16 protein-coding genes, 2 tRNA genes and 1 pseudogene are annotated in these 19943 nt (G+C 66.2%); 7 read left to right on the top strand and 12 right to left on the bottom strand.

Going from position 1 to position 19943, the window contains the following annotated elements; genetic code table 11:
* Window positions 1-53: 53 nt before the first annotated feature.
* Together CG716_RS02970 and mutT1 are read left to right on the top strand one after the other, a co-directional pair.
* On the top strand, window positions 54-2225 hold the full coding sequence (locus CG716_RS02970; RefSeq protein ID WP_094476283.1) for an RNA degradosome polyphosphate kinase: 2172 nt from the start codon (window positions 54-56) through the stop codon (window positions 2223-2225).
* A 70-nt stretch (window positions 2226-2295) separates the two neighbouring features.
* Window positions 2296-3261 carry an 8-oxo-(d)GTP phosphatase MutT1 gene (gene mutT1, locus CG716_RS02975; RefSeq protein WP_094476285.1) on the top strand — a complete coding sequence of 322 codons (966 nt, stop codon included), beginning with the start codon at window positions 2296-2298 and terminating at the stop codon, window positions 3259-3261.
* 51 nt (window positions 3262-3312) lie between these two features.
* On the opposite strand, the pseudogene CG716_RS02980 reads toward mutT1, so the two are convergent.
* The 3 genes and pseudogenes from CG716_RS02980 to leuC all read right to left on the bottom strand — a co-directional run bounded on the left by CG716_RS02980 (window position 3313) and on the right by leuC (window position 6123).
* Window positions 3313-3875: pseudogene (locus CG716_RS02980) on the bottom strand (HU family DNA-binding protein).
* A 198-nt stretch (window positions 3876-4073) separates the two neighbouring features.
* The gene (gene leuD / locus CG716_RS02985; protein ID WP_094476287.1) at window positions 4074-4670 is read right to left on the bottom strand and encodes a 3-isopropylmalate dehydratase small subunit; all 597 of its coding nucleotides are present in this window, start codon (window positions 4668-4670) and stop codon (window positions 4074-4076) included.
* A 19-nt stretch (window positions 4671-4689) separates the two neighbouring features.
* Window positions 4690-6123 carry a 3-isopropylmalate dehydratase large subunit gene (leuC, locus tag CG716_RS02990; RefSeq protein WP_094476289.1) on the bottom strand — a complete coding sequence of 478 codons (1434 nt, stop codon included), beginning with the start codon at window positions 6121-6123 and terminating at the stop codon, window positions 4690-4692.
* Window positions 6124-6199: 76 nt separating this feature from the next.
* Between leuC and CG716_RS02995 the strand changes: the two genes are divergently transcribed.
* Both CG716_RS02995 and CG716_RS03000 read left to right on the top strand, forming a co-directional pair.
* Window positions 6200-6901, top strand: a complete 702-nt coding sequence (locus CG716_RS02995; protein WP_094476291.1) for an IclR family transcriptional regulator — start codon at window positions 6200-6202, stop codon at window positions 6899-6901.
* A gap of 42 nt (window positions 6902-6943) precedes the next feature.
* Window positions 6944-7441 carry a PPOX class F420-dependent oxidoreductase gene (locus tag CG716_RS03000; RefSeq protein ID WP_094476293.1) on the top strand — a complete coding sequence of 166 codons (498 nt, stop codon included), beginning with the start codon at window positions 6944-6946 and terminating at the stop codon, window positions 7439-7441.
* Here CG716_RS03000 and CG716_RS03005 read toward each other — a convergent pair whose 3' ends face one another.
* From CG716_RS03005 to CG716_RS03030, 6 genes are all read right to left on the bottom strand, one after another.
* Entirely contained in the window at window positions 7442-8983 is a 1542-nt protein-coding gene (locus tag CG716_RS03005) for a hypothetical protein (RefSeq protein WP_094476295.1), read from the bottom strand.
* Between the two features lie 23 nt (window positions 8984-9006).
* Entirely contained in the window at window positions 9007-10623 is a 1617-nt protein-coding gene (locus CG716_RS03010) for a S53 family peptidase (protein ID WP_094476297.1), read from the bottom strand.
* A gap of 117 nt (window positions 10624-10740) precedes the next feature.
* Window positions 10741-10816: transfer RNA gene (locus tag CG716_RS03015), tRNA-Glu, on the bottom strand.
* A gap of 76 nt (window positions 10817-10892) precedes the next feature.
* Window positions 10893-10964 (bottom strand) — tRNA-Gln (locus tag CG716_RS03020).
* A gap of 104 nt (window positions 10965-11068) precedes the next feature.
* Window positions 11069-12559, bottom strand: a complete 1491-nt coding sequence (gltX, locus tag CG716_RS03025) for a glutamate--tRNA ligase (protein ID WP_094476299.1) — start codon at window positions 12557-12559, stop codon at window positions 11069-11071.
* Window positions 12559-13335 carry a fumarylacetoacetate hydrolase family protein gene (locus CG716_RS03030; protein ID WP_094476301.1) on the bottom strand — a complete coding sequence of 259 codons (777 nt, stop codon included), beginning with the start codon at window positions 13333-13335 and terminating at the stop codon, window positions 12559-12561. The genes gltX and CG716_RS03030 overlap by 1 nt, the downstream gene beginning before the upstream one ends.
* A gap of 177 nt (window positions 13336-13512) precedes the next feature.
* Here CG716_RS03030 and CG716_RS03035 point away from each other — a divergent pair, with 177 nt between their 5' ends.
* Complete coding sequence (locus CG716_RS03035; RefSeq protein WP_094476612.1) at window positions 13513-14700, top strand: MFS transporter; 1188 nt, start codon at window positions 13513-13515, stop codon at window positions 14698-14700.
* On the opposite strand, the gene CG716_RS03040 is transcribed toward CG716_RS03035, so the two are convergent.
* On the bottom strand, window positions 14697-15707 hold the full coding sequence (locus tag CG716_RS03040) for a 3-isopropylmalate dehydrogenase (protein WP_094476303.1): 1011 nt from the start codon (window positions 15705-15707) through the stop codon (window positions 14697-14699). The two genes, CG716_RS03035 and CG716_RS03040, sit on opposite strands and share 4 nt — an antisense overlap.
* The gene (gene serA, locus CG716_RS03045) at window positions 15704-17290 is read right to left on the bottom strand and encodes a phosphoglycerate dehydrogenase (protein WP_094476305.1); all 1587 of its coding nucleotides are present in this window, start codon (window positions 17288-17290) and stop codon (window positions 15704-15706) included. The genes CG716_RS03040 and serA overlap by 4 nt, the downstream gene beginning before the upstream one ends.
* A 65-nt stretch (window positions 17291-17355) precedes the next feature.
* Here serA and CG716_RS03050 point away from each other — a divergent pair, with 65 nt between their 5' ends.
* On the top strand, window positions 17356-18783 hold the full coding sequence (locus tag CG716_RS03050; RefSeq protein ID WP_094476307.1) for a phytoene desaturase family protein: 1428 nt from the start codon (window positions 17356-17358) through the stop codon (window positions 18781-18783).
* 3 nt (window positions 18784-18786) lie between these two features.
* On the opposite strand, the gene CG716_RS03055 is transcribed toward CG716_RS03050, so the two are convergent.
* Entirely contained in the window at window positions 18787-19158 is a 372-nt protein-coding gene (locus CG716_RS03055; protein ID WP_094476309.1) for a heme-binding protein, read from the bottom strand.
* Window positions 19159-19338: 180 nt separating this feature from the next.
* Here CG716_RS03055 and CG716_RS03060 point away from each other — a divergent pair, with 180 nt between their 5' ends.
* Window positions 19339-19908: an EXPERA domain-containing protein gene (locus CG716_RS03060; protein WP_094476311.1), complete on the top strand. Its 570-nt coding sequence runs from the start codon at window positions 19339-19341 to the stop codon at window positions 19906-19908.
* The last annotated feature ends 35 nt before the right edge of the window (window positions 19909-19943 follow it).

A 19943-nucleotide genomic window follows, 5' to 3' on the forward strand; every position in this document is an offset into this window, starting at 1 on the left:
TGAACGCCCATCGACTTTGGGCTGCGTCGGTCCACTGGCGCCCCCGATGGGGGATGATCGGAGTCGTGACCGAGACGGAAACCGACGCGCGATCCACGGACGATAACTGGCAGCCCGGCGAGGCAGCGCCGGAAGCTCCGCCTGCGGCCACCGACACCGCGGTCGACAACGAACTGCCCGAGAATCGTTACCTCAACCGCGAGCTGAGCTGGCTGGATTTCAATTCCCGGGTTTTGGCGCTGGCCGCCGACACCTCGCTGCCCCTGCTGGAACGGGCGAAATTTCTGGCGATCTTCGCCTCCAACCTCGATGAGTTCTACATGGTCCGGGTGGCCGGGCTCAAGCGCCGCGACGAGATGGGACTGTCGGTGCGTTCGGCCGACGGGCTCTCCCCCCGCGAGCAGCTGCGCCGTATCGGCGAACGCACCCGCCAAATCTCGTTGCGCCAAGCCGAGGTTTTCATCGAGTCGGTGCGTCCCGCCCTGGCCGAAGAGGGCATCCGCATCGTCAACTGGGCCGAGTTGACCGACGCCGAACGCAGTGAGCTGTCGACCTATTTCCACGAACAGGTGTTCCCTGTTCTCACCCCGCTCGCCGTCGATCCGGCGCACCCGTTCCCGTTCGTCAGCGGCTTGAGCCTGAACCTCGCCATCACCGTCAAGTCCCCCGACGACGGTGGCGAGCACTTCGCCCGCATCAAGGTTCCCGACAACGTCGACCGGTTCGTCGAACTCAAGGGCGCCAACGAGGAAAGCGATATCGTCCGGTTCCTGCCCACCGAAGAACTCATCGCCGCGTTCCTGCCGGTGCTGTTCCCGGGCATGGAAATCGTCGAGCATCACGTCTTCCGCATCACCCGCAACGCCGACATGCAGGTCGAGGAAGATCGCGACGAAGATCTGCTCCAGGCGCTGGAACGCGAATTGGCCCGGCGGCGATTCGGTTCTCCGGTGCGCCTCGAGGTCGCCGACGACATGACCGAGCACATGCTCGGACTGCTCCTGCGGGAGCTCGACGTCCATCCCGGTGACGTGGTGCAGGTGCCGGGGCTGCTTGACCTTTCGTCGCTGTGGCAGATCTACGGCGTCGACCGCCCGGCTCTCAAGGATCGCCCGTTCGTGCCGGCCACGCACCCGGCATTCGCCGAGCGCGAGACGCCGAAGAGCATTTTTTCGACGCTCCGAGATGGTGATGTGCTGGTGCACCATCCCTACGATTCGTTCTCGACCAGCGTGCAGCGCTTTATCGAGCAGGCCGCCGCCGACCCGAATGTGTTGGCTATCAAGCAGACGCTGTACCGGACGTCCGGTGACTCCCCGATCGTCAACGCGCTGATCGACGCGGCCGAGGCAGGCAAGCAGGTGGTCGCCCTCGTCGAACTGAAGGCGCGCTTCGACGAGCAGGCCAACATCAAGTGGGCCCGGGCGCTGGAAGATGCTGGCGTGCATGTGGTCTACGGATTGATCGGGCTCAAGACCCACTGCAAGACCTGTCTGGTGGTGCGCCGCGAAGGCTCGACGATCCGTCGCTACTGTCATATCGGCACCGGCAACTACAACCCCAAAACCGCCCGGTTGTACGAGGACGTCGGATTGATCACCGCAGCCCCCGACATCGGGGCCGACTTGACCGACCTGTTCAATTCGCTGACCGGCTACTCCCGCAAGGTCACCTACCGCAATCTGCTGGTGGCGCCGCACGGGGTGCGCAAGGGCATCGTCGAGCGCATCGAACGCGAGATCGACGCGCACCGGCACGGCGGCAACGGCCGGATCCGGCTCAAGGCCAACGCCCTTGTCGACGAGCAGGTCATCGATGCGCTGTATCGGGCTTCGCAGGCCGGGGTTCGGGTCGAGGTCGTCGTCCGCGGCATCTGCGCGCTCAAGCCAGGCGCCGAAGGTTTCTCCGAGAACATCGTCGTGCGCTCGATTCTCGGCCGCTTCCTGGAACATTCGCGGATCTTCCATTTCAACGCGATCAACGAATTCTTCATCGGCAGCGCCGACATGATGCACCGCAACCTCGACCGCCGGATCGAGGTGCTGGCTCAGGTCAAAGACCCGCGGCTCACCGGCTATCTCGACGAACTCTTCGAGTCCGCGATGGATCCCTCGACCCGGTGCTGGGAGTTGGGCCCCGACGGTCATTGGACAGCATCACCGCAAGACGGCCGCCAAGTCCGCGACCACCAGGTGTGGCTGATGGAACGTCACCGGCAGCACTGAGTGCACCCTCCGTTGCGACCCACCAGATCCGGTCCCGCACAGGGACCCGAATTGATTTGCGGGAGTTGACGTGGCCAAGAGAGCGTCTCGTGACGGCTCAGGGACCAAATCGACGAAGAATGCAGCGACGAAGAAGGGCAAGCCGCCTCATCGGGTGATCGTCGCGGCAGGTGCGGTGTTGTGGCGACCCGAGCCTGATAACGGTGAGCCGCACGTCGCATTGATTCACCGGCCCCGCTACGACGACTGGTCGCTGCCCAAGGGCAAGGTGGATCCCGGTGAGAACGAACCGGTTGCCGCGGTGCGCGAGATCTGGGAGGAGACCGGGCAGCGATCGCAGTTGGGCCGGCGCCTGATCCAGACCCACTATCAGGTGGCGCAGGGCGCCAAGGTCGTTCATTACTGGGCGGCGCGGGCACTGGGCGGTGAGTTCTCCCCCGGCTCCGAAGTCGACCGGCTGGAGTGGATGCCGGTCGAGGATGCCGCGAAGCAGCTCACCTATCTGCACGACCGGGAAGTGCTCACGGCGTTCACCAAACAGCCGATCGATACCGCGACGGTGCTGATCGTCAGGCACGGCACGGCGGGCATCAAGTCCCGCTACAAGGGCGACGACCGGAGCCGGCCGCTGGACAAGAATGGTCGCGCGCAAGCGGAATCACTGGCCGCACAGCTGATGGCGTTCGGGGCCACCGAGGTCTACGCCGCCGATCGGGTGCGCTGTATTCAGACCGTCGAGCCGCTGGCTCAGGAGCTCGGCGTGACTATCGCCATCGAGCCCAGCTTCACCGAAGAGGCGTACGCCGCCGACCCCGACGCCGCGCACAAGCGCATCGTCGAGATCGCCGCGCGCGGTGGCACACCCGCCATCTGCACGCAGGGCAAGGTCATCCCCTACCTGCTGGCATGGTGGCGTGGCACTGACAAGGCCGACAAGTCGCGCAACCGCAAGGGCAGCACGTGGGTGCTGTCGTTGGACGGCGACCGGATTGTGGCCGCCGACTACATCGGCAGCCCGCTGGCGACTAAGCCCTGACACGCAAATACGCCGCGGGCGTTGAGCCCGCGGCGTATTCGATCGTGTTACTTAGCGACGGCCCTTCTTGGCGGGCGCGGCCTTCTTGGCCGGAGCCTTCTTAGCCGGTGCAGCCTTCTTGACCGGTGCAGCCTTCTTGCAGGCGCGGCCTTCTTGGCCGGAGCCTTCTTAGCCGGTGCAGCCTTCTTGACAGGCGCGGCCTTCTTGGCCGGAGCCTTCTTAGCCGGTGCAGCCTTCTTCACGACCGCCTTGCGGACGGCCTTCTTCACGGCAGCCTTCTTGACCGGGCCGGCGACGGCACCGCGCTTGACGGCGGGGCCTTCCGACGGAAGCTTCTGTGCACCGGAGACGACGGCCTTGAATTGAGCGCCGGGACGGAAAGCGGGAACGGAAGTCGGCTTCACCTTGACGGTTTCGCCGGTGCGCGGATTACGCGCCACACGAGCGGCACGACGCCGCTGCTCGAAAACGCCGAAGCCGGTGATGGTCACGCTGTCGCCCTTGTGCACCGCGCGCACAATCGTGTCGACAACGTTCTCCACCGCCAGAGTTGCTTGCCGACGGTCTGAGCCCAATTTCTCCGTGAGTACGTCGATGAGCTCTGCTTTGTTCATTCAATTCCTCCGAAGCCAGTGGTCCACTTTGGACCGACTGCACAACACGGTAAACCCAAGACCTGCTGATTTCCAAGAGCCACGCCCAATTTCAGGCACTACTTAGGATATTTCAGCAATCCGGTTGCCGCCCTAGGGCGGTGAATCCGAGGGGCTGAACCCCCCCTTTTGGGGCGGGAATTCGGCGTCCCGCCGCGTTCAGGACACCGTCGAAATGCGCGGCTTCCAGCTCGGCCGAGCCGCCTCGAATGCTTCTATGTCAGCACGTTTCCGCAGCGTAAGGCCTATATCATCGAGGCCTTCCAGCAATCGCCAAGCTGTGTAATCGTCAATCGTGAACGGCACCACCACCGTTCCCGCGGTGATATTCCGATCTTGAAGATTTACAGTGATTTCCAGCCCCGGATTCTGCTCGATGAGCTTCCAGAGAAGTTCAACATCATCTTGAGCGACTTCAGCCGCCAACAGCCCTGCCTTGCCCGCGTTGCCGCGAAAGATGTCGGCGAAGCGCGACGAGATGACGACCCGGAATCCGAAGTCCATGAGCGCCCAGACCGCATGCTCGCGTGACGAACCGGTGCCGAAATCGGGCCCGGCGACCAAAACCGAACCCCGGTCGAACGGACTCAGATTGAGAATGAACGACGGGTCGTTGCGCCACGCAGCGAACAATCCATCCTCGAAACCTGTTCGGGTGACCCGTTTCAAATACACCGCCGGAATGATCTGGTCGGTGTCGACATTGGACCGCCGCAGCGGAACACCGATGCCGGTGTGGGTGTGAAATGCGTCCATCGTGTTCTCCTGAGCAGGTCTAGTTTTTGAGATCGGCCGGCGAGGACAGCGTTCCGCGCACCGCGGTGGCGGCGGCGACCGCCGGCGAAACCAGGTGTGTCCGCCCGCCCTTGCCCTGCCTGCCTTCGAAATTACGGTTCGACGTCGACGCACAGCGCTCGCCCGGCGCCAGCTGATCGGGGTTCATTCCCAGGCACATCGAGCATCCGGCCTGACGCCAATCCGCGCCGGCCGCAGTGAAGATCTCGCCCAGCCCTTCGGATTCGGCCTGGGCACGCACCCGCATTGAACCCGGCACGATCAGCATTCGCACTCCGTCGGCCACCTTGCGGCCGCGCAGAACATCGGCCACCACCCGCAGGTCCTCGATGCGTCCGTTGGTGCACGAGCCGACAAACACCGCGTCGACGGAGACATCGCGCATCGGGGTGCCCGCCCGAAGGTCCATGTAGGCCAACGCCTTCTCGGCGGCCTGCCGCTCGTCGTCGCTGGTCATCATTTCCGGGTCGGGCACCGCCCCACCGAGCGGAACACCCTGTCCGGGGTTGGTGCCCCATGTGACAAAGGGACTCAGAGTCGTCGCGTCGATATAGACCTCGGTGTCGAATTCGGCACCCTCGTCGGTCTTCAGTTGTTCCCAAGTGGCCAACGCTGCATCCCAGTCAGCGCCCGTCGGGGCGTAGGGGCGGCCACGCAGGTAGTCATAGGTTGTCTGGTCGGGAGCCACCAGCCCGGCTCGGGCGCCGGCCTCGATGCTCATATTGCACACAGTCATCCGGCCTTCCATCGACAGCGATTCGATGGTGCTGCCGCGGTATTCGATGACATAGCCCTGGCCGCCGCCGGTACCGATCTTGGCGATCACCGCCAGGATGATGTCCTTGGCTCCGACCCCGGGCGGCAGCTCACCGTCGACGTTGACCGCCATGGTCTTGAACGGCCGCAGCGGAAGTGTCTGGGTGGCAAGCACATGCTCCACTTCGGAAGTACCGATGCCCATCGCGATCGCGCCGAACGCACCGTGGGTGGAGGTGTGGCTGTCGCCGCAGACGATCGTCATCCCCGGCTGGGTCAGGCCCAACTGCGGACCCATCACATGCACGATCCCCTGTTCGACGTCACCCATCCGGTGCAGTCGGACGCCGAACTCGGCGCAGTTGTGCCGCAACGTGTCGACCTGAGTGCGGGATATCGGGTCGGCGATCGGCTTGTCGATGTCGACCGTCGGCACGTTGTGGTCTTCGGTGGCGATCGTGAGATCGGGGCGGTGCACCGGGCGGTCGGCCAGCCGGAGTCCGTCGAAGGCCTGCGGACTGGTCACCTCATGGATGAGATGGAGATCGATGTAGATCAGATCGGGTTCACGCGATGCGCCGCTTCCGGTGCCGGCGACGACGACGTGGTCGTCCCATACCTTCTCGGGCAGGGTCCTGGGCTTGTCGGACTGAGCCATGGCTTCTCACTTCAATTCTTCGATTCCCGGAACATGAGCCTGGAAATCTCATATTTCGGGACGCTAGTATCTCGATATGAGACAGGATAGCGGCATCGGCGTGCTCGACAAAGCCGTGGGCGTACTGCACTCGATCGCCGATTCGCCCTGCGGGCTGGCCGAACTCTGTGAGCGGACGGGGCTGCCGCGCGCTACGGCGCACCGGCTGGCCGCGGGCCTGGAAGTCCACCGGCTGCTGGCCAGGGACAGCGCCGGACGGTGGCGACTCGGGCCTGCCATCACCGAACTGGCCACTCAGGTCAACGATCCGCTGCTCGCCGCCGGTGCCGCGGTGTTACCCCGGCTGCGGGAGATCACCGGCGAGAGCGTGCAGCTCTACCGCCGCGAAGGCACCATCCGGATCTGCGTCGTGGCTCTGGAACCCCCTGCCGGGCTTCGCGATACCGTGCCCGTCGGCGCGCGCCTGCCGATGACGGCCGGTTCGGGCGCCAAGGTGCTGCTGGCCTACAGCGACGCCGCCACACAGCAGGCCGTACTTCCGACGGCGAAGTTCACCGACCGCACGCTGGCTGAGGTGCGGCGCCGCGGCTGGGCACAGAGCGCCGCCGAACGCGAACCAGGAGTGGCCAGCGTCTCGGCCCCGGTCCGCGATCGCAGCGGCACAGTGATTGCGGCGGTGTCGGTATCGGGTCCCATCGACCGGATGGGCCGGCGGCCCGGCGCGCGCTGGGCTGCCGATCTGGTGGCCGCCGCCGACGCGCTCACCCGCCGACTGTGATCCCGGCGACAGCCGCGCGGCACGGCCTGACAAACTGACGCCATGGGAACCAATCAACGCAACCAGATCGTCATGTCGGACGCCGAGATCGCCGATTTCGTGGCACGCAGCCGCACCGGCACCATGGCGACTATCGGGCCCGACGGCCAGCCGCATCTCGTCGCGATGTGGTACGGCGTCCTCGACGGTGAGATCTGGGTCGAGACCAAGGCCAAGTCCCAGAAGGCGGTCAACCTGCGTCGCGATCCGCGGGTGAGCTTCCTGATCGAGGACGGGATGACCTACGACTCGCTGAAGGGCGTCGCGTTCGAAGGTGTGGCCGAGATCATCGACGATCCCGACACCATCTTCAAAGTCGGTGTCAGCGTGTGGGAACGCTACAACGGCCCCTATACCGACGATCTCAAACCTGCCGTCGACATGATGATGAACAAGCGTGTGGCGGTGCGTATCGTCACCCGCCGCACCCGGTCCTGGGATCACGGCAAGCTCGGCATGCCGCCGATGCCGCTGGCCGGCTCCACCGCGCCGACCGAGTGACTACGGACGCCCGTAGCGGTCGCCGTACCACGTGAAGCTGTTGACGTACTTGCCCATATCCATCGCCAGCTCGAGGTTGGCACCCGACGGCTGACCCGTCCCGAAGTCGGGGCTGAACCGGTGATACGGGCCGACTGCGGCCGCGATCAACGCATAGTCGTGCTTGACCGCGGCCAAGACCATCACCCGAAGCCGGGTGTAGGTGGCCGAGGAGTCTTTGCGAAACAAGTCGGCGACGACGCCGTAGCCCGGCTGGTAACCGACCGACGCGTTGGGGACTTGGTAGTCGACGGCCGCACCCGGGTACCAACTTTCGAGGACGTGCTGCACGACCTGCTTGGCCGTCCGGTCGTCGGCGGGCTCGCCGAAAAGTGTCAGCGTGCCAGTATCGCCGCCGACATACTTCAGCTCAACGCCTTTCACACCGGGCGGATCGAAGGTGACATCGTAGGCCGAGCCCTCGGCGGGGTACGCCACCGAGAATGCGCCGTCGTCACCGCTGAAGCGGGGGTTGTTCTCAACCGGGATGCCCAGCGGCGGCCTGCCGCAATCCGGTGGGCACACAAACGGTTGCGGCGCGGGCGTGATCCGCGCCGACACGACGACGCCCACGGCGACCGCCATGGCCAGGCCCGTGGCCATCGATCCCACCACGCGGGCGTAGCGCGGCGCCGGCGTCGATTGGCTGTCGTCGCCGGTCGTTTCAAACGCCTGATGGCGCACCGCGGCCGCGATGACGATCCGCACGACGACCATCGCCGCCGCCGCGATCAGCATGTGCAGCACGCCGTACCACGCTGACGAGAGTGGGACAACGTCCACCACACCCATTGCGGTCACCATGACCAAAACCACCAACAGTGCAGCAAGACCAACAGCTCTATATGGGTGAGAAGCGTTGGTGGGCTTGGCAAACCACAGAGCGATGCCAATGATCCCGCCGGCCGCCAAGCCCACAACGGGCCATGCGATTCCCTCGACCAGAGCCTCGACAAGGAGACTGCCGACAACGCGGTCGGGGGCAGTGACACCCATCGCCAGTTGCGGCACCAGCAGTGTCGCGGTAGCGGCCCCGGTGAACACCGTCGCACCAAGCGCACCGATCGTGAAGCCGTCCAGCGCATCTCGGGGCGTGCGGTCCAAGAGCCGCACGACCACGACGGGCACCAGCATCAGAAATGCCTCGCTGATCGGCACCGCCACCCCGAAAAGCAAGAACTCCGCCAGATCCGTCTGCGCACCCAACGCGGCGTCGTAGGCCCTCGCGACAATCGGGCCGGCAATCAGTGCCCACCCGACTCCCAATCCCAGCGCCAGAATCGCCCCCACGAACACGCCACGCAGCCCGACCGTGCGTCGAATACCGGTCTCGCGCAGGTAGACGACGAACAGAACAGGCAGCCCGGATACTGCGGTCGCGATCATCGCCGCCTGCCAGCGCAGTACGGCGAAGGCCGCCAGTGCCACCACGAGGACGATCAGGCCGGCACGAAAGGGGCGGCGAGAACTCTCGGGCAGCTGTGGGAACAGCGCACCCGTCACCCATGATCGAAAGACGGACACGCCTACCCGCCGCCGGGTGCAAAGCCCGCGGCCACCGATCCGGCCTTCTGTACCTCGAGCAGATTCTGAGCGAGGTTGTCGGTGATGGGACTTCCGAGTCCGGTCACCAGGTCATACCCCGGACCGGGATTGTCGACCGCGTTGCCGCCCTTGGTGATGTCGTGGAATCCCGGCCGCTTCGATCCCTGGGCGGCGCGATAGAGAAGGGGGTTGATGTCGCCCAGCGGCCGACCGCCGTGGCTGAGCACATACTGATTCATCAACACGGCCAGGCCGGCCCAGATCGGCGCGGCCTGCGAGGTTCCCCCGCCGATCCGCCTGTTCTGCCCGAAAACGATCTGCACCCCGGTGAACGGGTCGGCCGCCGCGGCAACGTCAGGCACCAGCCGGTGGTCGGTGTCCCGGTCGACGACGATCCAACGCTGATAGTCGGGACGAGCGAACAGCCGCGACACACCGCCGCTGGAACCCTGCGACAGCGGCACGTCGATCCAGGCCCGCTCGTCCATCCACCTCCCCTCGATATCGGTCGACAGTGTGGTGCCGCCCACCGAGGTGATCTCCGGTAGCGACGCGATGGTGTCCACGCCGATGTCGTTGGGGCCGGGCGGCGACGACCAGTCTTTGCCGCCTTTGCATTCCAGCCCCGAGGTGTCACCGCTGGCGTCGAAGACCGCGATGCCCCTCCGGTGCGCGTTGCTCAGCGCGGACCGCACGGGTGCGACGTCGGCCGCGTTGACCAGCGCCTCACATCCCCATCCGATCGACAGGCTCCAGATCGAACCCGGGAACTGTTGGGCAGCATCGTCGAACATCCGCCCGATCTTCTCGAAGGTGCCGTCCCCCTGCAGGGTGGGATGGGCGTTGACCACCACGAGCCGGGCCTCCGGGGCGATGGCGTGCGCCACCTGGAGGTCCATCGCGCCCTCCCCTTCGGGCGGTTCGAGCGGACCGCCGACCACCTCGGGTGTGAATCGCGGCAGCCCCGACGTGTCGGCGAACATGTCGAGGTCGTGCTGATCGAAGCCGTCGAATGAGAAGACCACCAGGGTCTGGCCGGCACCGCGATAGCCGGACTGGACCAGTGTGGTCGCGCTGTAGGCGGTCAGCAGCTGCTGCGGCGTCAGACCCGGGCGGGGTACGTCGAGCGGGAGCACCGGTCGCGCCGTCCGGTGCGGCAGGTAGCTCAGGATCCGGCCGACTCCCGTCACGTCGTCGTGGATCTCGGTGGGCAGCACCGGTTGCCGGGGAGAGGCGTAGAACAGCTGGCCTTGCCGGCCTCGGTAGTCGTGGACGGGCACACCGAACGCGTCGGCGATGCCGTCGGCGGATCCCGTGACGAACGCGAAGTTCTCGCCGGGTTGCCAGCGCACCGCGAGCCGATGTGTCCTCGCCCAGTCGATCAGGGTCGCTGGGCGGCCTGCACCGCGCAGGGTGACGGTGAGCTGAACATCACCGGCACGCGACGGACCCAGGTTGGTAGACGCGGCCAGCAGGGACGCGAAGGGACCACTGATAACCGGTGCGCCACGTGTCAGACGCCACACCGACGGACCCGAGGCTGCGGCCAACGCCAACAGCACCACGGCGATCAGCGCGGCCGCCCGGTAGCGATTCATCAGGCGCACAGCTAACCATGCTCCGACAACGCTGCGCCGGCTTGGGTATTCGCCGGTCGCGGCGCAGCACAGCACCCAAAAAAAGAATCGCCCGGTCGATGACCGAGCGATTTGGATTGGTAGCCCCGATGGGATTCGAACCCACGCTACCGCCGTGAGAGGGCGGCGTCCTAGGCCGCTAGACGACGGGGCCAGAACCAAATCCGTGGCGCACCTTGCGGCGCACCGGGTAGCCAGCATAGCCCAGAGGCCGTTGCCGACATAATTTGCTGGGGTACCAGGACTCGAACCTAGAATGAGGGAATCAGAATCCCTAGTGTTGCCAATTACACCATACCCCATTGGCTGCCTATAACCACTGGTCAGACGCTTTTATCCCGATGGAGCGAGGGACTGAAGGCGGCTGCGCCGTGGTTGCGGGCCGACGAGCACACTATCAAAGATTTCAGCCGTCTTTTTCCGGCACCCCCGCATGGTCGCGCGCGCCCCGCAGTCGCCCCAGGCTGCGGTCGCTACCCAGCAGCTCCAGCGACTCGAACAGCGGCGGACTGATGGTGGCTCCGGTGGCGGCGACTCGGATGGGCCCGAACGCCTTGCGCGGCTTGAGTTCGAGGCCGTCCAGCAGTGCAGTCTTGAGCGCTTCCTCGATGGCCGGTGTGGTCCAGTCGGTCACCCCCTCCAGTGCGGTGATCGCCGCGTCGAGCACCGGTAGTGAATCTGGGCCCAGCTCCTTGGCAGCGGCTTTGGGGTCCAGCTCGTAGGCATCGTCGTTGAAGAACTTCAGCAGCGCCCACGCGTCGGACAACACCACAATGCGCGTCTGCACCAGTTGTGCGGCAACGGCGAATCCGGCGTCGTCCAATCCGGTGTCGTAACCGTGCGCCGCGAAATAGGCCGCGAGCCGCTTCGCGAATTCCGCTTCGTCGAGCAGACGGATGTGCTCGGCGTTGATGGCGTCGGCCTTCTTTTGGTCGAACCGCGCCGGGTTGGAGTTGACGTCGACGACGTCGAAGACGGAGACCATCTCGCCGAGGCTGAATATGTCGCGGTCCTCGGCGATCCCCCAGCCCAGCAGCGCAAGATAGTTCAGCAGACCTTCGGGCAGGAAGCCGCGGTCGCGATGCAGGAACAGGTTGGACTCCGGGTCGCGTTTGGACAGCTTCTTCGTGCCATCCCCCAACACCGGTGGCAGGTGGGCGAATTCGGGCACCCGGTCGGCCACCCCGATACGAATCAGCGCCTGATACAGCGCGATCTGGCGCGGCGTCGACGGCAGCAGGTCCTCGCCGCGCAGCACGTGGGTGATCTTCATCAGCGCGTCGTCGACCGGATTGACCAAGGTGTACAACGGTTCTCCGGTCGCGCGGGTCAGCGCGAAGTCTGGAATCGTTCCGGCGGCGAACGTCGTCGTACCCCTAACCAGGTCGTGCCAGCTCATGTCCTCGTCGGGCATCCGTAGCCGCAGCACCGCGTTGCGGCCCTCGGCGACGTAGGCGGCGCGCTGCTCGTCGGTCAGGTCGCGGTCGTAATTGTCGTAGCCCAGCTTAGGGTTTCGGCCGGCGGCGAGGTGCCGCGCCTCCACCTCCTCGGGCGTGGAGTACGCGAGGTAGGCCTCGCCGGAGGCGAGCAACCGGGCCAGCACATCGCGGTAGAGGTCGGTACGCAGGGACTGCCGGTATGGCTCATAGGGGCCACCGACTTCGGGCCCTTCGTCCCAGTCCAGTCCCAGCCAGCGCAACGCGTCGAGCAGTGCGGCATAGCTTTCCTCTGAGTCACGCTGAGCGTCGGTGTCCTCGATGCGGAAGACGAACGTGCCGCCCGTGTGGCGGGCGTAGGCCCAATTGAACAGCGCGGTTCGCACCATGCCGACATGCGGAATGCCCGTCGGTGACGGACAGAACCGAACGCGCACTGGATCATTGGTGGGCGCAGTCATCAATTGCCTTTCCGGATAACGGGATTGGATAGCGTCCCGATGCCCTCGATGCTGACGCTGACAGTGTCGCCCTGCTCGATGGGCCCGACGCCCTCCGGCGTCCCGGTGAGGATGAGATCACCCGGCAGCAGGGTCATGACGGCCGAGATCCATTCGATGATCGCGCCGATGTCGTGGATCATCAGCGAGGTCCGGCTCAGTTGGCGCACCTGCCCGTTGACCTCGGTGCGGATCTCCAGGTCGGACGGATCGAGGTCGGTGACGATCCACGGGCCGACCGGGCAGAACGTGTCGTGCCCTTTGGCCCGGATCCACTGGCCGTCGGCTTTCTGCTGATCACGGGCGGACACGTCGTTGGCGATGGTGTAGCCGAGGATGTTCTCAGCGGCACGTGAGGCCGGGACGTCCTTGCACGGACGGCCGATCACCGCGGCCAACTCCCCCTCGTGATGGACCGGTGAAGCGTTGGCAGGCAGTTGAATTGGGACACCCGGCCCGATGATCGCAGTGTTGGGCTTGAGGAAGATGACGGGATCCTCCGGCGCGTCACCGCCCATCTCCTCGATGTGGGCTGCGTAGTTCTTGCCCATGCACACCACCTTGCTGGCCAGGATCGGCGCCAGCAGGCGCACGTCGGCCAGTGGCCAGGTGCGGCCGGTGAACGTCGGCGTGCCGAACGGATGCTCGGCGATTTCACGAACGATTTCGCTCCCGGCGTCCCCTTCGACACTGACGAAGGCGACCCCGTCGGGACTGGCGATTCGACCCAGGCGCATTCCTCACAGCCTAGTGGGGCGACGATGCGGCGACGAAACACCCCGATCGGCGTTGATTGAGCACCCACGCCCGGCGTTACTCGCACTTCCTGTGCGGGAGCGCTCACTCAACGCTCGATTTCATATTGTGAGATTTCAATTCAGCATTGTGGGATTTGTCGTGGAATCATGGATCGCATGGCAGTCGACACGATCAGCACCGTGCGGCGCTGGGCGATGCTTGCGATCGCGTTGTTCGCGACGTTGTCCGCCAACGTTTTCATCAACGGCGCCGCCTTTCTCATCCCGACCCTGCACACCACGATGGGCCTCGACCTGGCCAAAGCCGGCCTGGTGTCGGCGATGCCGAGCTTTGGCATGGTGGTCACCCTGATCGCCTGGGGTTACGTGGTGGACCTCGTCGGCGAGAAATTCGTGTTGACGGTCGGCTCCGTGCTGACGGCAGCCGCGGCCTTCGCCGCGGCCTCGTCCCATTCCCTGGTCTTCGTCGGCGCTTTCCTGTTCCTCGGCGGAATGGCCGCGGCCAGCAGCAATTCGGCCAGCGGGCGGCTGGTCGTCGGGTGGTTTCCGCCACAGCAGCGCGGACTGGTGATGGGCATCCGGCAAACCGCTCAACCGCTGGGGGTTGCGGTCGGCGCGCTGGTCATCCCCCGCTTGGCGCAGAGCCACGGACTCGGGTGGGCGCTGCTGTTCCCCGCCATCACGTGCGGGGTGGCAGCACTGGTATGCGCTGTCGGGGTAACCGACCCGCCGCGGCCCCCGCGCGCCGAGGCCCCCGCAGAGCACCTGGCCAACCCCTACCGCGGGTCAGCCCTCCTGTGGCGGATCCACGCGGTGTCTGTACTGCTGGTGGTGCCTCAATGTGTGGTGTGGACGTTCGCCCTGGTGTGGTTGATCGTCGACCGCGGGTGGTCAGCCGAATCCGCCGGCGTGCTGGTGATGTTCGCGCAGATTCTCGGAGCGCTGGGCCGTATCGCCGCCGGACGGTGGTCGGATTGGCTCGGCTTGCGGCTACGGCCGATCCGGATGATCGCGGCCGCCGCGGCCGCCGCCATGTTGACGCTGGCGCTGACCGATGCGCGGCACTGGACGCTGAGCATCGCGGTGATGGTCGCAGCGTCGGTGATCACGGTGGTCGACAACGGGCTGGCGTTCACTGCGATCGCCGAGATCGCGGGGCCGTTCTGGAGCGGACGAGCCTTGGGCGCGCAGAACACAAGCCAACTGTTGGCGTGCGGGCTCGCCCCGCCGTTGTTCGGTGCGCTGATCGGTGTGGTGGGCTACCCGATCGCGTTCGCGGTGTGTGCGCTGTTCCCCGCGGCGGCGCTGCCGTTGGTGCCGGCCGACCCGCCGATCAAGAACTAGAGCGCCGCGCGGATGCGGTCCCCGACCTCGTGGGTCGAGAACGTCGCGTCCCCGCGGGTGGCCAGATGATTGGCGACCGCCGTGTCGACGCGCGCGGCCGCTGCATCCTCGCCAACGTGGCGCAGCAGCAGGGCGACCGACATCACTGCCGCCGTCGGATCGGCGATGCCCTGGCCCGCGATGTCGGGCGCGCTACCGTGGACCGGCTCGAACATCGACGGATTGGCCCGGGTGGCATCGATATTGCCGCTTGCGGCCAGGCCGATCCCACCGCAGACCGCCGCGGCCAGGTCGGTGATGATGTCGCCGAACAGGTTGTCGGTGACGATGACGTCGAAACGCCCCGGATCGGTGACCATGTGGATGGTCGCGGCGTCGATGTGCTGATACGCGACCTCGACGTCCGAATACTCCTTGCCAACCTCGGCGACCACGCGGGACCACAGGCTGCCCGCGAAGGTCAGCACGTTGGTCTTGTGCACCAGGGTCAGGTGCTTGCGCCGGGACTGTGCGCGGGCGAACGCGTCACGCACCACCCGCTCGACACCGAACGCGGTATTGACGCTGACCTCGGTGGCCACCTCGTGCGGCGTGCCGACGCGCAGCGCGCCGCCGTTGCCGGTGTAGGGACCTTCGGTCCCTTCGCGCACGACAACGAAGTCGATGCTGCTCACCCCGGACAGCGGGCTGCTGATACCCGGATACAGCCGGCCCGGTCGCAGGTTGACGTGGTGGTCCAGCGCGAAGCGCAGCTTGAGCAGCAGTCCGCGCTCCAGCACGCCGCTGGGCACCGACGGATCACCGATGGCACCGAGCAGGATCGCGTCGTAGCCGCGCAGTTCCTCGATGGTCTCCGCGGTGAGCAGCTCACCGGTGGCGTGGTAGCGCCGAGCCCCGAGGTCGTACTCGGTGCGTTCCACACCGGGCAGCACCACATCGAGCACCTGCAGCGCTTCGTCGATGACCTCCGGGCCGATCCCGTCGCCCGCGATTACCGCCAGTTTCACGAAAGATCCACCACTTCCAGAGTCGTCGCACCCACCGCGTCACCGATGGCCGAGCGGACATCGTCGCCGACCTCACGGTCCAACCGCAGCATCAGGCTCGCGGCCTTGCCGGTGGTGTCCTGGCTCAGCTGAGCCGCCAGGATGTTCACGTCGGCGTTGCCGAGCAGGGTGCCGATCTTGCCGAGCGCGCCCGGCTGATCGGAGTAGTGCAGAACCAGGTTCACCCCCTCGGCACGCAGATCGAAGTTGCGGCCGTTGATCTGAACGATCTTCTCGACCTGCTGCGGCCCGGACAGGGTTCCCGACACGTTCGTCGCCGTGCCGTCGGGTCCCACCACGCGCACGTCGACGACACTGCGGTGGTTGGGGCTCTCACTGGCGGTGCTCAGCTCGCTGTGCAGGCCGCGCTCGGCGGCCAGGTTCGGCGCGTTGACGAACGTCACCTGTTGATCGGTGACCGTTGAGAAGAAGCCACGCAGAGCCGAAAGCTTAAGCACCTCAACGTCTTCCGATGCCAGCTCGCCACTGACCCGCACCGACAGGCTCGACGCCGCCCCGGTGGAGAGCACCCCGACGAGCAGACCCAGCTTGCGGGCCAGGTCCAGCCAGGGCGCCACCTCTTCGCTGACGGCGCCCGCGCCGACGTTGACCGCATCCGGCACGAACTCACCGGCGAGCGCGAGCTTCACACTGGCCGCCACGTCAGTGCCGGCCCGGTCCTGAGCCTCTTCGGTGGAGGCCCCCAGGTGCGGGGTGACAACCACCTGCGGCAGCTCGAACAGCGGGCTGTCGGTGCAGGGTTCGGTGCTGAACACGTCCAGGCCGGCGGCACGGACGTGGCCGCTGGTGATCGCGTCGGCCAGTGCGCTCTCGTCGACCAGGCCGCCGCGGGCGGCGTTGACGATGATGACCCCCGGCTTGGTCTTGGCCAGCGCGTCCTTGCCGATCAGTCCGGCGGTCTCCGGGGTCTTGGGCAGGTGTACCGAGATGAAGTCGGCCCGGGCCAGCAGGTCGTCAAGCGAGAGGAGCTCAATGCCCAGCTGGGCGGCGCGAGCGGCCGACACGTACGGGTCGTAGGCGACGACATGCGTGCCGAAGGCTGCCAGCCGCTGGGCGACCAACTGGCCGATTCGGCCCAGCCCCACCACGCCGACGGTCTTGCCGAAGATCTCGGTGCCCGAGAACGACGAGCGCTTCCAGGTGTGCTCGCGCAGCGTGGCATCGGCGGCCGGGATCTGCCGCGCGGCCGACAGCATCAGCGCCAGCGCATGCTCGGCGGCGCTGTGGATGTTCGACGTGGGCGCGTTGACGACCAGCACGCCGGCTTTGGTGGCCGCATCGACGTCGACGTTGTCCAAGCCGACGCCGGCGCGGGCCACGATCTTGAGCTTCGGCGCGGCGGCGATCACCTCGGCGTCCACGGTGGTGGCCGAACGCACCAGCAGTGCGTCGGCGTCGGCAACCGCAGCCAGCAGTTTGGGCCGGTCCGGGCCGTCGACCCAGCGGACCTCAACCTGGTCGCCCAGGGCGGCGACGGTCGACTCGGCAAGTTTGTCTGCGATCAATACAACGGGCAGATTCACGCCGGTCAGCCTAGTGGCTGTTGCCCCGTGCACGACCATCGGCTGCTGTGAGGTCTACTTAATACGTGGACGTGACCGTCGTCGGCAGTGGTCCCAACGGGTTGGCAGCTGCCGTGATCTGTGCGCGAGCCGGGTTGTCGGTCCGCGTCGTGGAGGGTCAGCCGACGTTCGGCGGCGGCGCCCGCACCGCGGCCGACCCTGAGTACCCCGAGATTCGCCATGACGTCTGCTCGGCCGTCCACCCGCTGGCGTTGGCGTCACCGTTCTTCGCCGAATACGACCTCGCCGCGCGCGGGGTGCAGTTGGTGGTGCCGGAGATCTCCTACGCCAACCCGCTGCCGAACCGGCGCGCCGCGATCGCCTACCACTCGCTGGAGCGCACCTGCGCCGAACTGGACCACGGCAGCTCGTGGCGCCGATTGTTCGGCCCGCTGGTCGATCATGCCGACGGCGTCCTCGGCTTCTTCCTCGGCGACAAGCGTTCCCTGCCACCGGATCTGCCCACCACGGTGCGTGCTGGCCTTCGGGTCCTCGGCCAGGGCAGCCCGGCATGGGGTGTGCTGCGCGGTGAGGATGCCCGAGCGTTGTTCACCGGCGTTGGCTCGCATGCGATTTCGACGATGCCGTCACCGGTAAACAGCGGCGCAGGCATCATGCTCGGCACGGTGGCGCACACTGCCGGCTGGCCGGTGCCGGTCGGCGGCAGCCAGGCCATCGTCGACGCGATGTTCGCTGATCTGCAGGCCCACGGTGGCGAACTGGTCGTCGGCGAACCGGTGACATCTCCTCCCCCCGGTGTGGTGATCTATGACACCGCGCCCACGGCGTTGCTCGACATCTACGGCTCGGCGGTGCCGGAAGCCTACGCGAAATCGTTGCGGCGCTACCGGTATGGCCCAGGTGTGTGCAAGGTGGATTTCGTGCTCTCCGGCGACATTCCTTGGCGCGATCAGCGGATCGCCACCTCACCCACCGTGCACATGGGCGGTACCCGGGCTCAGATGGCGTTCTCCGAGAAGGAGATCGCCTCGGGCCGGCACGCCGAGTGGCCGATGACGTTGGCCGCGCTTCCGCACCTGTCCGACCCGTCGCGAATCGACGCCGCGGGGCGCCGGCCGCTGTGGACCTATGCCCACGTCCCAGCCCACTCGACCGAGGACCTGACCGAGACGATCATCGGCCTGTTCGAAAAGGCCGCGCCTGGGTTCCGGGATCTGGTGCTGGCGTCGCGGTGTGTGACCGCCGCCGAGATGTCGTCCCACAACGCAAACTACGTCGGCGGCGACATCATCGTCGGCGGCGCGACGCTGTTCGCCGCGATGGTCGGGCCGACCCTGCGGTGGAATCCATGGACCACGCCAATCCCCAAGGCATACCTGAGCTCCTCGGCGACCCCGCCGGGAACCGGCGTGCACGGGATGAGCGGCTACTACGCCGCGCGCACAGTGCTCGAGCGCGAATTCGGGCTTCCCCTACCGTCGCTGTCTCCGTAGTTCCTAGGAGACCTGCTCGAAGAGCAGGGCGAGCTGGCTCGGCGAGACCGACACTCCGCACTGGTTGCGCAGATCGCGCAGCGGGCCCGCGATGTTCTGCAGGTCGAGCAGCTCGCCGGGATGGCCGATGAAATACGACCGCACCGAGGCCTTCGCGTCCTCGGGTGACTGAGAGGCCGCGGCGGTCAGCACATCATCGGCGCCGGGATGATTCGCCAGATATCCGCCGGCGGCGGCCAGCACACCGCTGGATGTAGAGGCCAAACCGCTGGCACTGCAGGGCGCGGCCGCTGCGCTCGGCATCGACACGAAGGCCGCGACCCCGAGGGCACCCACCATCAGCGCGCCGAGCGCGCCACCTCTGGACGTTGTCATTGCCGGACTCCTTCGCCGTTGCCGTAGATCCCTTGAGAGTTTCACAACACGGAGTACCCCGTCGTGCGGTCGGCTCACCCCCGGTACGCCGAGGTGGTCTCAGAAATACAGAAGGGCTTACTGTTGCAAGTTCGGGAAACCAGGTCTTCGGGGCGTCTCAAGGACCTACCATCAGCGGCCATGACCACTTCCGCGGCCGCACCCCCTGCTGTTCGCAGCCCGATCCCGCTGCGTGAGCGTCGCTACGACTGGTTCTTCATCCTGGTATTCACGATGTTCATCGGGTCCTCGTTCACCGGCGATATCGTCAACATGGTGGGTCACCCCGATCCGAACTCCAATTTCTTCCTGGCCCGCGTCGTCTACCACGTGTACGCCGACGGCACCGATCCGCTGCTGATCGCCAACCCGCGCTTCCTTCAGGTCGGAGCGAGTGTGTCCGCGCTGGTGTTCGGGACCTTCTACGTGTTGCTGGTCTACGCCTTCATCAGAGGGCGGGAATGGATCCGCAAGCCGTCGTTCATCTACACCGGAATGGTCGTGCAAACCACCTTCATCGTCGTGATGGTGGGGTTCGCCGGTGATGCGCGGCTTTTCGAAGCCGTGTGCAACACCGCCTACGACTACACCTTCACCAACACCCCAAAGGCGCTGGCCTACAACCTGCCTTACATCATCGTGCCGATACTGCTGACCGCCCGCATGTGGCGGCCGCATCCGTTCACCCGGCTCCGGCCCGCACAAAACTGAAGCCACGCAGGGATTTCCCTGCGTGGCTTCAGTTT

This window comes from Mycolicibacterium sphagni (genome assembly GCF_002250655.1).
GTDB lineage: Bacteria > Actinomycetota > Actinomycetes > Mycobacteriales > Mycobacteriaceae > Mycobacterium > Mycobacterium sphagni.